This is a genomic window from Eximiradius proteiniborus (genome assembly GCF_058546985.1).
This window is the reverse complement of record NZ_CM178592.1, coordinates 664,838-680,164: the sequence shown is the minus strand read 5'-3', so window position 1 is coordinate 680,164 and position 15,327 is coordinate 664,838. Positions and strand designations below refer to the sequence as shown.

9 protein-coding genes are annotated in these 15,327 nt (G+C 30.2%); 6 read left to right on the top strand and 3 right to left on the bottom strand.

Annotated elements, in window-relative coordinates; all coding sequences use genetic code 11:
- Nucleotides 1–163: 163 nt before the first annotated feature.
- Complete coding sequence (dnaK, locus tag ACY2LT_RS02855; protein WP_491816255.1) at nt 164–2,077, bottom strand: molecular chaperone DnaK; 1,914 nt, start codon at nt 2,075–2,077, stop codon at nt 164–166.
- Between the two features lie 128 nt (nt 2,078–2,205).
- Complete coding sequence (locus ACY2LT_RS02850; protein ID WP_491816253.1) at nt 2,206–3,084, bottom strand: hypothetical protein; 879 nt, start codon at nt 3,082–3,084, stop codon at nt 2,206–2,208.
- 114 nt (nt 3,085–3,198) lie between these two features.
- Here ACY2LT_RS02850 and ACY2LT_RS02845 point away from each other — a divergent pair, with 114 nt between their 5' ends.
- From ACY2LT_RS02845 to ACY2LT_RS02830, 4 genes are all read left to right on the top strand, one after another.
- Nucleotides 3,199–3,948: an outer membrane protein assembly factor BamD gene (locus tag ACY2LT_RS02845; protein ID WP_491816251.1), complete on the top strand. Its 750-nt coding sequence runs from the start codon at nt 3,199–3,201 to the stop codon at nt 3,946–3,948.
- Between the two features lie 90 nt (nt 3,949–4,038).
- Complete coding sequence (locus tag ACY2LT_RS02840) at nt 4,039–6,129, top strand: hypothetical protein (RefSeq protein ID WP_491816249.1); 2,091 nt, start codon at nt 4,039–4,041, stop codon at nt 6,127–6,129.
- On the top strand, nt 6,122–9,376 hold the full coding sequence (gene mfd / locus ACY2LT_RS02835) for a transcription-repair coupling factor (RefSeq protein ID WP_491816248.1): 3,255 nt from the start codon (nt 6,122–6,124) through the stop codon (nt 9,374–9,376). Before ACY2LT_RS02840 ends, mfd begins: the two co-directional genes overlap by 8 nt.
- Before the next feature lie 42 nt (nt 9,377–9,418).
- On the top strand, nt 9,419–11,641 hold the full coding sequence (locus ACY2LT_RS02830; RefSeq protein WP_491816247.1) for a heparinase II/III domain-containing protein: 2,223 nt from the start codon (nt 9,419–9,421) through the stop codon (nt 11,639–11,641).
- Here the strand turns inward: ACY2LT_RS02830 and phrB are convergent.
- Nucleotides 11,638–12,978 carry a deoxyribodipyrimidine photo-lyase gene (gene phrB, locus ACY2LT_RS02825; RefSeq protein ID WP_491816246.1) on the bottom strand — a complete coding sequence of 447 codons (1,341 nt, stop codon included), beginning with the start codon at nt 12,976–12,978 and terminating at the stop codon, nt 11,638–11,640. The two genes, ACY2LT_RS02830 and phrB, sit on opposite strands and share 4 nt — an antisense overlap.
- Before the next feature lie 131 nt (nt 12,979–13,109).
- Between phrB and ACY2LT_RS02820 the strand changes: the two genes are divergently transcribed.
- Both ACY2LT_RS02820 and feoB read left to right on the top strand, forming a co-directional pair.
- Nucleotides 13,110–13,346 (top strand): FeoA family protein, encoded by a 237-nt coding sequence (locus ACY2LT_RS02820; protein WP_491816245.1) that lies wholly within the window; start codon nt 13,110–13,112, stop codon nt 13,344–13,346.
- A 1-nt stretch (nt 13,347) separates the two neighbouring features.
- Nucleotides 13,348–15,279 carry a ferrous iron transport protein B gene (gene feoB / locus ACY2LT_RS02815; RefSeq protein WP_491816244.1) on the top strand — a complete coding sequence of 644 codons (1,932 nt, stop codon included), beginning with the start codon at nt 13,348–13,350 and terminating at the stop codon, nt 15,277–15,279.
- Nucleotides 15,280–15,327 lie beyond the last annotated feature (48 nt).

Sequence of the window (15,327 nt, the reverse complement as noted above, 5' to 3'; positions counted from 1 at the left end):
AAATATAGTATTATTACTAAGTATCGGAAAAAACTAAAAAAAATTTACTATATGAGCAAAATTACTCTATATAAAATAGAATATTTTTTATAAAAATAAAATAAAAAGAGGCTGAAAAAGAAAATTCAGCCTCAAATATCTTAGAATTGATATGTAAATAATACTACTTATCTTCGTCAACAACAGTGAAATCAGCTTCTTCGACTCCATCGTCTTTTTTAGCTTCATTTGCAGCAGAACCATCAGAAGAAGCTTGAGTATTGTTTGGCGCAGCTCCACCTTGATACATAGCAGTAGAAGCACTGCTCCAAGCTGAATTAAGTTCATCCATCGCTTTCTTTATTTCATTAATGTCATTCGACTTAATAGCATTTGATAGTTTTTCTTTTGCATTTTCGATTTTCAACTTATGTTCAGAGGGAATTTTATCACCAATTTCTTTTAATTGCTTATCAGTAGAATAAACCAATGTATCAGCTTGATTTCTCAAATCAATTTCTTCCTTACGTTTCCTGTCGGCTTCCATATTCTTCTGAGCTTCAGCTTTCATTCTTTCAATTTCATCTTTTGAAATACCAGAAGAAGCTTCTATTCTGATATTTTGTTCTTTGCCTGTAGCTTTATCGCGTGCAGAAACTCCCAAAATACCGTTCGCATCAATATCGAAAGTAACTTCAATTTGAGGAATACCACGTGGTGCAGGTGGAATACCGTCGAGATGAAAACGTCCGAGCGAGCGGTTATCTGCTGCCATAGGTCTTTCACCTTGAAGTACATGTATTTCAACTGAAGTTTGATTATCTGTAGCAGTTGAAAAAATTTCAGATTTACGAGTTGGTATTGTTGTATTTGCAGGTATCATAACTGTCATTACTCCACCAAGTGTTTCAATACCTAAACTTAATGGAGTAACATCAAGCAGCAATACATCGCTTACATCACCTGCCAACACCCCACCTTGAATTGCAGCACCAACAGCAACAACTTCATCAGGATTAACATTTTTAGAAGGCTCTTTGCCGAAGAAATTACGAACGAGTTCTTGAATCTTCGGTATACGTGTTGAGCCGCCAACTAAAATAACTTCATCAATTTGATTTGGAGTAAGTTTGGCGTCTTTTATGGCTTTTTCGACTGGTCCAAGAGTTCTTTCAAACAAATCAGCACATAAGCTTTCAAATTTTGCACGAGTTATTGTAATATTCAAATGCTTAGGCCCATCTTGTGTAGCAGTGATAAATGGTAAATTTACATCAGTTTGCAGCATTTGTGAAAGTTCAATTTTTGCTTTTTCAGCAGCTTCGCGCAAACGTTGCAAAGCCATTGGGTCTTTTCTTAAATCAATACCTTCATTCTTTTGGAATTCATCAGCGAGATAATCAATTAATCTCTGGTCGAAATTATCTCCACCTAAATGAGTATCTCCATTGGTAGATTTAACTTCGAAGACACCATCGCCTATTTCCAAAATCGAAATATCAAAAGTTCCTCCTCCAAGGTCATAAACAGCGACGGTTAAATTTTTTCCTTTTTTATCTAAGCCATAAGCTAAAGCAGCAGCAGTTGGTTCATTGATAATTCTACGAACTTTAAGACCTGCAATTTCGCCAGCGTCTTTTGTAGCTTGACGTTGAGCATCATTAAAATAAGCCGGAACAGTAATAACAGCCTCTTCAACCTTTTGTCCTAAATAATCTTCAGCTGTTTGCTTCATTTTTTGTAAAATCATTGCTGAAATTTCAGGTGCAGAGTATTTGCGACCATCAATATCCACTCTGACAGTTTGTCCATCCTCTGACGGAACGACAGTATAAGGGACCATCTTGATTTCTTCATCAACTTCGTTTATTCGACGTCCCATAAAACGTTTGATTGAATAAACAGTATTTTTGGGATTAGTAATAGCTTGTCTTTTTGCTGCCTGCCCTACTAATCTTTCACCATTTTTTGTAAATCCCACAACTGACGGAGTTGTTCTACTTCCCTCTGCATTTGCAATTACAACAGGGGTAGAACCCTCCATTACAGCTACAACTGAGTTTGTAGTTCCTAAATCAATTCCAATAATTTTTCCCATATTTTACCTCCTATTTATATGTATTTTTGTCATATAAGACATTTTGTCTCGCAATAAGCGACAACTTGTCGCACGTCTTAAGAATTAAATTTCGTAATAGTGGCTTGCAGAAATTATGCCAAAAAAAATCATTCAAAAATATAGGAAATATTAATTGTTACGTTATTAATGTTTAATGGAATATTATGATCTCCAAAAGGAAAGCTCTCTTTTGTTTTTCGTAGATTTGAGAAAGTAATCGAAATAGAATTTTTATAAAGGAATTTCAATAAAGGGTAGTACTCTTTGAATTTATCACGAAGAACCGGATCAAACAACTCAATCCAAAATTGGAATAAATTATCAAACAACAATATTTTAAGAAAGTCTTTAGTATTTACATCATTAAAAATAATGTTCTGTGAATATTTTGTTCCAATAATTATCTTATTGTTAGCTTGAAAACTAATTCCGACTGAATATAAATACCCAAACTTATATTTTTCGTCATATTTTTTTTGTAAGTAAAATAAATTAGTGTCTTTAGATAATACTTCAAAGTCAATCCTATTCCAATTAATTGCAGAAAAATGTTCCAAAAGTAAATTATAAGAGTTAGAAATATTGTATCCATAACCGTTATTCAGTCCAAAGCCAAAGTTCCATCCATCAACTGTTAATTCTCCTTTTTCAATTTTTTGTGGTTTAAAATGAGAAGATATATTTTCTAAATAAACAAATTCAGACGAAAAAGATAGGATATTAAATTCATCGAAAAAACGGTCTCTATAAAAACCATATTCAATTTTGCTAACATAGTTATTTGAAAAGTCATCTTTAAATCTATTCCCAAACAATAAATTAGAAATTCCATAAGATACACTTAAATAATTCAAGCTTTTAACTGTATCGTTAGAATTAATGTATATCTTTAGTAATTCTTCTATAGAGTAATTATTATCTGCAAGCAAAGGATTGAAATATATTAATAGTGAGAGTATTAAAAATATTTTTTTAGCCTTCTTCATTGATATTAACTTAACTACAAACGAGAATTAATTCAAAGAAAAAAATTGGAAATTGCTTAACAAATGAATAATTTTGTATAAGATATATTTTTATTGAATAATTTTAAGTCAATAATGAAATTAAAATTAATAGCATATTCCTTTTTTCTTGCAATAATTCTAATTAGTTGTAAAAGTACCGATAAATTTGAAAGTCGTGATCCTGAGTCGGTATTCAATAAAGCTGTCGAGTTATTTAATAAAGAAGATTATTTAGAATCACGTAATTTATTTGAGATGATAAAGTTACAGTATTCGGCTACTGAATGGGCAGATGATGCCCAGTACTATTTAGGCGAAATTGCATATAAACGAAAAGAGTATGTTTTAGCTGCATTCAATTATAACCAGTTACGGCGAAGCTATCCAGGAAGTGTATATGCCAAAACAAGTCTATTTAAAACTGCTCTATCATTCTACGAACTTTCCCCAAAATTCGACCGGGACCAAGAATATACCAAAAAAGCAATTCAAGCATTTCAAGAATTTCAATACATTTATCCCGACGATTCATTAAGTCCAGAAGCAAGTAAAAAGATAAGCGAATTAAGAAACAAACTTGCATATAGAGATTTTTTTACGGCTAATCTATATAGAAAACTTGACAGTCCACATTCTGCATTGATTTATTATAATTCTGTTATTAAAGATTATAATGATACTGAATATTATGAACCTTCGTTTTTAGGAAAAGTTCAAGTTTTGTTAGAAATGGAAAAAATAGATGAAGCAAAGAGTATTATTCAATTATATAAAAAGAACTTTCCAAATGGCAAATATTTAAAGGATATAGCTGAGTTAGAAAGAACTGTTTTTATCAAATAACTTCTTTATATCTATTAAATGAAAGAAAAATACGGTTTGGATCTGCATTTTTTAATTAACAAATGTAATTTTTAATATTATAACATAATTATGCCTGATATTGTTAATGATATTGTCGATATTATCAACTCTCAAAAAGAAAAACATACCGTAATATTTATAAATGGAACATTTGGAAGTGGCAAATCTTTTTTATTAAATGAATTAAAGAACCAGATTACTAATAATTATCCCAATACAATTATATATGATTACCAACACAGTAAACAAATTGAATTTTTGCACGAATTTGCTTATACATTGTCAATGTCTTGCTCGAATATGCTGTCCGCCGACCCGGAAGAGACCTTTGCACTAAGGAACAGGTTTCATAATTTGTTAAATTATCATAGAACTAATAATCCTATAATCTACAAAGCTATCAGAGAAAAGTATAGACTGCAAAATATCCCGGAATTTGTTTGTGAAAAAAATAAAGAAAATAATTTTGCTGACTTATTAAGTACCGAAAAAGAATTATCATCAGATGATTTCCAATTCCTATGCAATTCTTTTGAGCTTACAGCAAAATCCTTTGTTATTGACTTTTTTAATAATCAAATTGACTTAGATAATTTGCAGAGAAAAGATTTTATTTTTATTATTGACAATTACGACATTGCAGCTGGCACAATAAACCATTGGATTTTCAATCATTTATTGAATCTACTCGACGCAAATATTTCTGAAGTTTTTAGTGATTTGACAGATTTCTCCAATCTTAAAATTGGTGATTACCTTAACCTTACATTTATCTTAGCAAGCAGAGAATATTATCAAATCCAGGAAAATGAAAGCTTATCTCAATACCATTTTAAGCTATCTCCTTTCACAAAAGAAGAGGTATTAGATTTCTTTTTTCAAAAAAACATCGATATACGTAATAGCATTGATTTTGTTTATTCGTATTCAAAAGGTAACCCTTTTATATTAAGTTTAGTCTCAGAAGCAGTGCTATTGGGTGATGGAGAAGTTTCGGATTATTCTCAAATTGAGAATATAGTTGTTCAACGTGCATTTAATTATCTAACAGAAAAACAGAGAGATTACTTGTTATCAGTTTCTTTTTTTGATAGCTTTGATATTGAAACACTCGAATTCCTTCCACTAATTGGCGATAATATTGATGATGCATTTTGTTTTTTATCAAATTCACACGAATTTTGTGAGAAAATTACTAATAATAGAATAAGAGTTAAAGATGAAATTAGGACATTTATTGTCAATAATATCAGAAATGAGACTCCACAAACAGCAAAATCATTAGAAATTATTGCTGATTTATTTAATAATTATTATACATTGTTCAAGACATTCGAAGAGTCGGAACGTCGTTTTTTAAGAATGCTCTCATATTTCAAGTGCTTTGATAAGTTTTTTGCTATCCAATATGTTTTTGGAGATAATGCACCGACTGTAAGAAAAATTATTGATAAATATCCAGTATTTTTTGAAGAAAAAAATGGTCTTTACTTTGTAAATAGTAAAATATCTCAGATTGTATTGTCTCTTGAAGTATATTGCGGCACAGAATTATTCGAAACCACCAACTTGAAAATACGTGAAGCTTGGGATAAATATCTTGAACAAGTACAAAAAGAATTGTTAGCTTCTTCAAATGAACTGGAAATATTGACAAATAATATCACCAATTTATACAATAACGAAACTGAGATAAAGACACAATATTCTCAATTGGAAGCAAACTTGTTTGTAATTAATAATGAAATTGCAGAGATTGAAGCTTTACTTGAAAAGTATAAGCACGATTCGAAACTGATATATATACTATTACCTATTTTTATTGTTATTTTTGTGCTGATAAACGACATTGTCAAATTAATTAATATTGATTTTATCTTTTCATTGTTTATTGTCATTCTTGCAGGGATTGTTTCGCTAAATAGGATAATTGTATATTTAAAAATCAAGAAAGACAAAGGCAGTTTTCAAAAAATCAAGAAAATGCTACAAGATTTGATTTCCCAAAAAGCAAACATTCAGGATAAACTTGAAAAATTAGTTGAAAAAAAGCAAGAAATCATTAATAATATAAATACTTTCAACTCACTTATTACTAAATTTAATCAAGATATAAGCTTATTAAATTTCAAGATTAGCAACAAATTTTATTATGAATAGTTTAATTGAAAAAGAAACTTTGTTGGTTTCAAAATTTTCATCTTACCGATTTATCAATGAAATCAATGAAATTATCAATTCAAGTCAAAAATTTGAAATAAGTATTAAAAAATTAATTTCGTCAGTAAAAAGTATATTTTTAGCTACTCTTTGCTCAAAATGCAGAGCTAAATATGTAGTTCTTTGTGATAATAATACAGAGGCAGAATCCTGGTACGATGATATAATTTTACTTATAGATGAAAAATACGTTTCAATTATTAAGGAACCAAAACAAAAAACAATTGAAAAAGAATTGAATATTAATCTTTCCTATATAGTTGAAGGATTAAATAAAATTATTGAAAGCAATTCTGGTATTATAATATTAAATAAAGCTATCTTATCTCAGCAATTGCCTAAAATAAATGAAATAAATGAGAAAAGAATAACCTTGAAAAAAGGTTCAAAAATAGATTATGTTACTTTCACACAAAATTTGTTACTTAATGGTTTTCAAAAGGAAACATTTGTTTCGCAGCATGGAGAAGTATCAATCAGGGGAAACATTATTGATATTTTCCCAATTGGATTTGAAAACCCAATCAGAATTGAAATTTGGGATGATGAAATTGAAAATATTCGAGAATTTGAGCCTATTTCCCAACGTAGTATAAAAAATCTAAGCGAAGTTACTTTTATTAATAATACTTTCGATGCATCAAATAACTTTTACGGTAACATTTTTGAGTATTTTGACAAAAATACAATAATAGTGTTTGATTATATAGAAACTGACGAACAATTAATCAATAAATTCTCATCTTATAATTCAATTGTACTAAATCCATTAGGTAATGCAGATATTAACATAAACATAAATCCACAGCCGAATTATTACTCTCAAATCGCTAAGTTTAAAGAAGAATTAATAAATCTTGCTAATCAAAAATATGATATAATAATTGCCGCAAACGGAGAAATTCACTTAAAAAGATTAAAAGAATTGCTCGAATTATCAATTAATGACGATATTGTATTCGACAATTTGCAAAAAAATATCATCTGGCAAAATTATTCACTATCTTCAGGCTTTATTATTGAGGAAGAGCAATTTGCATATTTTACTGAACATCAAATTTTTAATCGCCAACGAGTAGCTCCCTCTAAAAGATCTAAAAAGCATCAAGGCATTACTCTAAAAGAATTACGACAACTTCAAATAGGAGATTATATTGTTCACGAAGATAAAGGTATTGGTAAGTTTGATGGATTTCAAACAATTGAGATTGGAGGAAACAAACAAGACGCAATAAGAATTATTTTTGCTGACGGAGATTTGTTATACGTTCATCTTAACTATATTCACAAAATACAAAAATATACCTCAAGCGAAGGTGTTGTCCCAAAACTCACAAAATTAGGTTCATCTGAATGGACACGTAAAAAAAGCAGAATAAAGTCCAGACTTAAAGATATAGCAAGAGATTTAATTAAACTATACGCAGAAAGAAAAAGCAGTGAAGGATTCGCATTCCCGGCTGATGACATTTGGCAACAAGAATTCGAAGCATCTTTTTATTTTGAGGATACGCCTGATCAAGCATCTGCAACTGCTGCAGTTAAAAAAGATATGGAAAACAGTTATCCAATGGATAGATTAATATGCGGAGATGTTGGTTTTGGAAAAACAGAAATAGCTATTCGTGCCGCCTTCAAAGCAGCAAATGCTGGTAAGCAAGTAGCCGTTCTTGTCCCCACTACAATTCTTGCTGAGCAACATTTTCAAACATTTTCCGACAGGATCTCGAGGTATCCTATTAAAATTGATGTATTATCTCGATTTAAATCCAAGAGCGAGCAAAAGATAATCATTGAGAATCTTGCAAAAGGTAAGATAGATATTATTATTGGAACTCATAGACTACTTAGCAAAGATGTGAAATTTAATAATTTAGGGCTTCTTATTATCGACGAAGAACACAGATTTGGAGTAGCTGCAAAAGAAAAATTGAGACAGTTAAAAGTGAATATTGATACTCTTACGATGACTGCAACTCCTATACCCAGAACACTGAATTTCTCGTTACTCGGGGCTAGGGATTTAAGCATAATTGAAACACCTCCAAGAAATCGTTTACCAATAGAAACTGAGATAGTAGAATTTAACCTTGAATTTTTGTCAAAAATTATTATAGATGAAGTAAATAGAAGCGGGCAGGTTTTCTTTGTTAATGATAAAATTGAAGGAATTGATAAGTTGGCAGCAGATCTTTCTATGTTATTGCCTAATATGAAATATGGAATTGTACACGGGCAAATGCCAACAAATGAAGTAGAAACAGTAATGAAAAAATTTTTAGAGAGAAAATTTAGTGTTTTATTTGCTACTAAAATAATTGAGGCAGGAATTGATATTCCTAACGCAAATACAATGATTATTAATAATGCTCATAATTTTGGATTGGCTGAACTTTATCAACTTCGTGGGCGTGTAGGTCGCTCAAATACTCAGGCATACTGCTTTCTTGTAGTCCCTAACTTTAAAATACTAAAGAAACAATCCATTCAGCGACTTCAAGCAATTGAAGAGTTTACTGAATTAGGAAGTGGCTTACGTCTTGCAATGCGAGACCTTGAAATTCGAGGTGCAGGCAATCTTTTAGGTGCAGAGCAAAGTGGATTTATTGTTGATATTGGATATGAATTATACCAAAAAATATTAGATGAAGCCGTTTATGAGTTAAGAACCCAAGAATATCCCGAACTATTTCAAGACATTCAACATTTTCCCAAATCGCTGGATAAAGAAATTACAATTGAAATCGATAGAGATGCTTTCTTTCCTGAATATTATATTGAAAATTCGACTGACAGATTTAATTATTACAAATTACTTTATAATTGTAAAACAAATAAGGAACTTGATGAACTGACTAAAGAAATCATTGATAAATATGGAAAACTACCGGAAGAAGCAAAAAGTTTAATTTTTGCTGTTCGATTAAGAATTGCTTCACTAAATACTGGTTTTAATAAGATAACATTGAAAAATAAGAAATTAATTGCTGAATTTCCCGATACCTCTGATGAATATTATTATAATAACATTTTCTTGCATCTTGTAGAATTTGTAAATACTATGAATAATATAAATTTAAAGCAAACAAAAACGAAATTACATCTTGAAGCACATTTGAAAAGTGATGCTGATGCTATAGAGTTATTATGGAAAATCAAAAAATCAATTGAGTTATTTTTACAATAATTTTTATACTTATCGTTTTTTTTAAAAAAATTTCGTTTCAAATTGAGCAAAATCATCAAAATACTTCGAATATCTCCACTCATTGCTTTCAGGAAGATTTTTCAAAAATCTATTAATCATCTTTTAACACCAATAATTTCTTATTTAAACAAAAGGAAAGCAACATACTTATCGGCTCCTGAATGGTTTAAAAGCATTCATTATCATACAATTCCATTGCCTCCGATTGAAATAATAAATCACTTTTCTGAACAAATAAAAGCTGTTGCAGCACTTGTTTCAGAAAACAAATTCGACTTACTTGGAAGTGGAATTAAAACAGTTCGTATAGAACAGAAAAAGCATAATAATATTAAAGAAGAATTTCAACCGGAAATCATTGAATTAATAGAATCTTTTCCCAACAAGGAAAATAGGAAAACTGCTTTATCATTATTAGACCAAATTGATAAAGAACATAAGTTTATTGACTGGCAATCTGATTTCAAAAGCAATTATCATTGGAATATATCCAGTGTCTCAAGTAAAATTAAATATGGTAATGTCAAAGGCGCTGATATTAAAGTTCCTTGGGAACTTGGACGTATGCAGTATTTAATTACTTTATCGTACGCATATTATCTATTTACGCATTTTGGGAACAAAGAACGAGCTACACATTACGAAAGTGTTTTCAAGAATATTATCTTAGATTTCCGAATTTCGAATCCGCCCAAATTTGGTGTGCAATGGATTTCTCCGATGGACGCCGCAATAAGAGCTGTAAATATAATAGTTGCATATAGCTTTTTTAAGCAAGCAGGAGCAAAATTTGATGAATTTTTCGAGAAAACACTTTTAGATACATTATTTGAACATATTGAATTTGTAAGAAAAAATCCTGAATGGAATTCTGGATTGCGCGGCAATCATTATCTTGCTTGCATTTCTTCGCTTTTGATTATTTCTACATATTTGCCGACCAACAATTATAGTCAGAAACTATTTGTCAATTCATTCAACAAACTAATAAAAGAAATTTTTTATCAATTTTACGATGATGGAGGGAATTTCGAAGGATCGATGCCATACCATAGATTTTGTTCAGAAATGGTATTCTACTCATTATTCTCTGCTCTCAGTATTTCTAAATCAAGATTCGAACTTTTTCACAAATTAAGAAGTAAATATATTAAGTTAATAGACGAGCAGATAGTTATTAGCAATAAGTTACTTTCTCAACTATTTCGAATTTTTGAATTTTTGTTGTTCAATACCACAAAAAGTCATTATGTCCCACAATTCGGAGATAATGATGGAGGTTATTTTATTCATCTGACACCTTTATATGTGAAATATTTACCAAAGAAAGTTAATACAATGGATTTCTTGTTTCATAGCGCAAATAATCCTTGGAATAGTATGAGTTTCTTTGCCGGCTTTTTTTATGACTCAATAAAAAGTAAAATGTATGAAAGATATAATGAATATTATGTTGGGAAAATTTTAAGAGACAAATCAAATATTGTATATAATATCAATTCAATTGATGATATTATTGTTTCAATTAATAAGTATACAGAAAACAAAAATTCAAATGAAATATATAAAGGTAAATTATTTGAAAAATCTGGCATTTGCTCTGTTTGGGACAAAAAATATCATTTAGTATTCTCAGTTGGAAAACTTGGACAAAAAGGCAAAGGTGGTCATAATCATAGTGATTGTTTATCGTTTGAACTATTCGTTGATAATTTACCTATTATTGTTAATGCAGGAACGTATTGCTACACTCCTTCCCCTAAAATAAGAAATCGATATCGCTCAATTTGTTCTCATAATACAATTTTATACGATGGTTTCGAACAAAATATTTTTTCTGAAAAATCAAAAGATGATTTATTTTGGATAGAAAAGCACCTTGCAAAAGGAAAAATAATCAAATTTTCTGATAAATCAATAATTGCCGAGCATTATGCTTTCAGATATCCTTGTAGAAGAATAATTACTTTTGAAGATGAAATTATTGAGTTTAACGACTATTGTAAGCATGAAGGAAACAAAAAAATTCTATTACATCTGTTTCCAGGTGTTGAAATTGTCAATAAGGAAGAATATGTTATTTGCGATTATCGGTACATTCGAATTAAAATCTATGGAGAAGCTTTAAATTTTTCTACACAACACTACCAATATTCTCTCAACTATGGGTTGCTTCAAAATGCAGAGTGTCTGATAATATCTTCTGAAAATGAAAATGTTAATTGGAAAATCAAAATTTATTAAGAAAATCCCCACTTTTCAGCATATGAATGAATATTGAATTTTCTAACTAATCCTTTATCATTCATATATCTAATTTTACCAAATACAGGTCTCTCTTGCCAAGGTCTATCGTGAACTCCTCCAATCGACCAAGCAATACCAGTGTAACCATTTGGGTCTCGTCCATCAATAGAATACTTATCGTTTAAATAAATAGCAATTTGCTGAGCTTCCTCAGGGATATTTGTCCATTCGAGAATTTTTTTACACCAATACATACGCATATAACCATGTATTTTACCAGTTGTAAGCATTTCCTTTTGAGCAGCATTCCAATATATATCGTGTGTATTAGCAGTTTCAAATTCTTCGACTGAATAAATAAAATCTCTTTTATCAGTTCGATGTTTATTAAGTGTAGCTTTAGCCCATTCCGGGAAACCATCAAAATTATCGTAATTTGAGTTGAATAAACAAAAATTATCAGAAAGCTCACGTCTTACGAACAGTTCTTCGATAAATTCTTTCGAATGTTCTTCGATACCGTCTTTCGACAAAACTTCAAGAAGAACCCTTTGTGCAGAAATATGCCCAAAATGCAAGTAAGGCGATAGATTTGATTGATAGTTAATAGATGGGTCATTTCGTTTTTCAGAATAATGCATTAACTTATTTTCAATAAAAAAATTTAATACATTAATTGCTTCGTTTGCTCCGGGTTTAAATGTAACTGGATTTATATAGTCAATTCGTTTTAGATAATTATCAATATTTTGAAAATAGTCAATTTTATTAATATTGCCATTTTGAAGATAATATTCAATTTTGGGGAATTCCTCGAGAAATTCATTAAGCAACTTATGTAGCTTAGGGCGTATTGTGAAAGCAGAAAATTCTTGTTTATCAGTAACGTAAAACGCTGGAACAATGTTGTGAGCATCTACTTCAAAGAAAGCACAATCGGCAATATTCGCAATTTCTTTCTTCCATAACTGCTTTATTTTCAAAGGATCAAAATCATTAACAATTGCCGCGACTTGATTAAGATTAAGATATTCCTTTAATTTTTTGATCGGATTACCAATTAATAATTCAAAAAAGATGTTTAACTCATACAATTTATCTTGAACTTGTTTTAGCCCTTCTAACATAAATGAGAAGCTTCTATAATTAGCTAATGGATAAGTAAAATCAAGCGTAAAAATTACTTTTAATTTTCTGCCATTTTCATTAGCTAATTTATGTGCATAAACCAATGCCCAATTATCTTCAACTCTCTGGTCTCTGCTCATCCAATATATTATTTCACCATTAACTATAGGCTTGGTATTTAATTTTCTAATTCTCTTTAAGTTCATTTTTATTTTTTCTAATTAACAAATTCAAATAGAATAACTGAAGAAATTTATTGATTTTTATTATATAATTTTGATTAGTTATTACTATTTTGTAATTTAGTTATTCCTAATTGTGGAATTATTTTATTTTTATGGCAAAAGTAAGTTTGATAGAAGCACCAGCAGAAAGAAATCTGAAAGTCATTGATGTTCAAGCTGGCAAAGATATTCGCCAACATTTAGCAATATTGGGTATACATATTAATGATATTATCATCAAACAAAATTGGGCAAAGTGGGGACCAGTATTAATATTAAACAAATCCAACGGTAATTCTAAAGTTGCCATTGGAAGAGGTTTAGCTGATAAAATTTTTGTAGAGTTTTAGAATGAACAAAGTTTATAAAGCAGTACTTATCGGACAACCTAACTCTGGGAAAAGCACGCTCTTTAAAGTTCTATCCGATATTAAAGTCGTTAGTTCTGGACCCACAGTCGAAGTAAATTCAACAGATGTAAATCTATATGGTGATACATTAAGATTAATAGATTTGCCAGGGCTTTTTTCGTTAAATTATATTCACCCTGCAGAAGAAATTACTGTTAAGTTTTTACTTCATCAAAAAATTGATCTTATAATAAACGTTGTTGATGCTTCTATGCTCACAAGAAGCTTAGAACTCACAATTGAACTTCTCGAACTTGGCATTCCTATTGTAGTTGCCTTGAATCTCGAAGATATTGCTAATAGCCAAGGACATACAATTAATTCCGAAAAACTTTCCAAACTATTGAACTTGCCGGTTGTTCCTACTCAAGCTTTATACGGTAAAGGTGCTAAACATTTGTTGGATGAAATTTATAAGTTACTATCAAATCAAACAAATTATAAACAAACTATTTTTCGATACACACATCATTTAGAAGAAGAATTAAAAAAAGTTGAAAAAGAAATCAGAAATCATATTAATGGAAATGAAGTATCTTCGAGATTTTATGCAATAAAAGCGATTGAAAATCCGGATATATTATCAAAAACGATAACCGAACATGTCGAAAATATTCAAAAAGAAGTGCTGGAAGCATTGCAAAAAGAACACGGTATGGATGGTTTTGAATGCATTTCGTACGAAAGACACCACTTAGCTATGAAAATTTCTGAACAAGTATGCATAATACAACCAACAAGAAAAACACCTTTTATTAACAAGATAGATAATTTACTTCTGCATCCAGTATATGGATATTTTTTTCTTACTGTGTTTTTCTTTTTATATTTCTTTTTGATTTTTATTTTAGGTGAATTTTTATCCAGTTTAACTGAAGAACCGCTCAGCTTAATCACTATTGAGGTTGAAAAATTACGTAATATCAATCTGTTTTTATATATTTCTTCGCACGGTGCAGTTCAAGGATTCATTGGAATAGTTGGAATAGTGCTTCCGTATTTTATTCCACTTGTTCTATTAACATCAATTTTTGAGGAAACAGGTTATCTCTCGCGAGTTGCATTTTTAATTGATGGGTTGATGCATAAAATTGGCTTACACGGAAAATCAGTGGTACCGATTATTTTGGGATTTGGCTGCTCTGTTCCTGCAATTTATGCAACCAGAATGATAGAAAATCCACGTGACAGAATGATTACCGCAGTACTTATTCCATTTGTGCCGTGTTCTGCAAGAATAGCAGTAATTTTTGCCTTAGCAGCTGCATTCACCGGACCATTCTGGGCTGTTGTTGTTTTTGCTTATGTTCTTTTTATTCTGGCTTTGCACGGGAAAGTAATGTCAAAAATTCTCACAAAACCAACTGGCTTAATATTAGATATTCCAAGATTACAGCGTCCTTCTGTTCGGGGTTCGATGAGGACTACCTGGCTTAGAACAAAGGATTTTTTGAAAGAAGCGTCTATTTTTCTGCTTCTTGGTAGTATTGTGCTGAGTTGGTTGGAATACTTCCATTTTGCTGATTATTTAAATATTATATTTGAGCCAATATTAACTACAATTCTTGGGCTTCCAGAACAACTCGGTTCAACTTTGATTTTTGGTTTTTTGCGTAAAGAACTAATATTAGTAATGGCAAATCAGGCACTTGGAGTTAATTTTATTGGCGAATTGCCGCTTAATATTATTCAGGTCGTTTCTTTTATTATTTTTGTTACATTTTATTTTCCTTGCTTAACAACATTTGTTGTGATTCTTAAAGAATTTGGAATAAAGGTAGTAATTTTTTCAGCAATTCTGAGCTTGATTGTTGCAACAATTTCTGCATATTTGTTTAAAATTGTCCTCGGATTTATCTTTATTGGGTTATAGGCTAATATTATTCAATAGTATTTATTTGAGCAAAAAATAAACATACTG

Bases quoted from the DNA above. Each gene is read 5' to 3' on its own strand.
- feoB (WP_491816244.1), top strand. From the start codon at position 13,348: ATGAACAAAGTTTATAAAGCAGTACTTATCGGACAACCTAACTCTGGG.
- ACY2LT_RS02840 (WP_491816249.1), top strand. From the start codon at position 4,039: ATGCCTGATATTGTTAATGATATTGTCGATATTATCAACTCTCAAAAA.
- ACY2LT_RS02850 (WP_491816253.1), bottom strand. From the start codon at position 3,084: ATGAAGAAGGCTAAAAAAATATTTTTAATACTCTCACTATTAATATAT.
- phrB (WP_491816246.1), bottom strand. From the start codon at position 12,978: ATGAACTTAAAGAGAATTAGAAAATTAAATACCAAGCCTATAGTTAAT.
- dnaK (WP_491816255.1), bottom strand. From the start codon at position 2,077: ATGGGAAAAATTATTGGAATTGATTTAGGAACTACAAACTCAGTTGTA.
- ACY2LT_RS02820 (WP_491816245.1), top strand. From the start codon at position 13,110: ATGGCAAAAGTAAGTTTGATAGAAGCACCAGCAGAAAGAAATCTGAAA.
- ACY2LT_RS02845 (WP_491816251.1), top strand. From the start codon at position 3,199: ATGAAATTAAAATTAATAGCATATTCCTTTTTTCTTGCAATAATTCTA.
- mfd (WP_491816248.1), top strand. From the start codon at position 6,122: ATGAATAGTTTAATTGAAAAAGAAACTTTGTTGGTTTCAAAATTTTCA.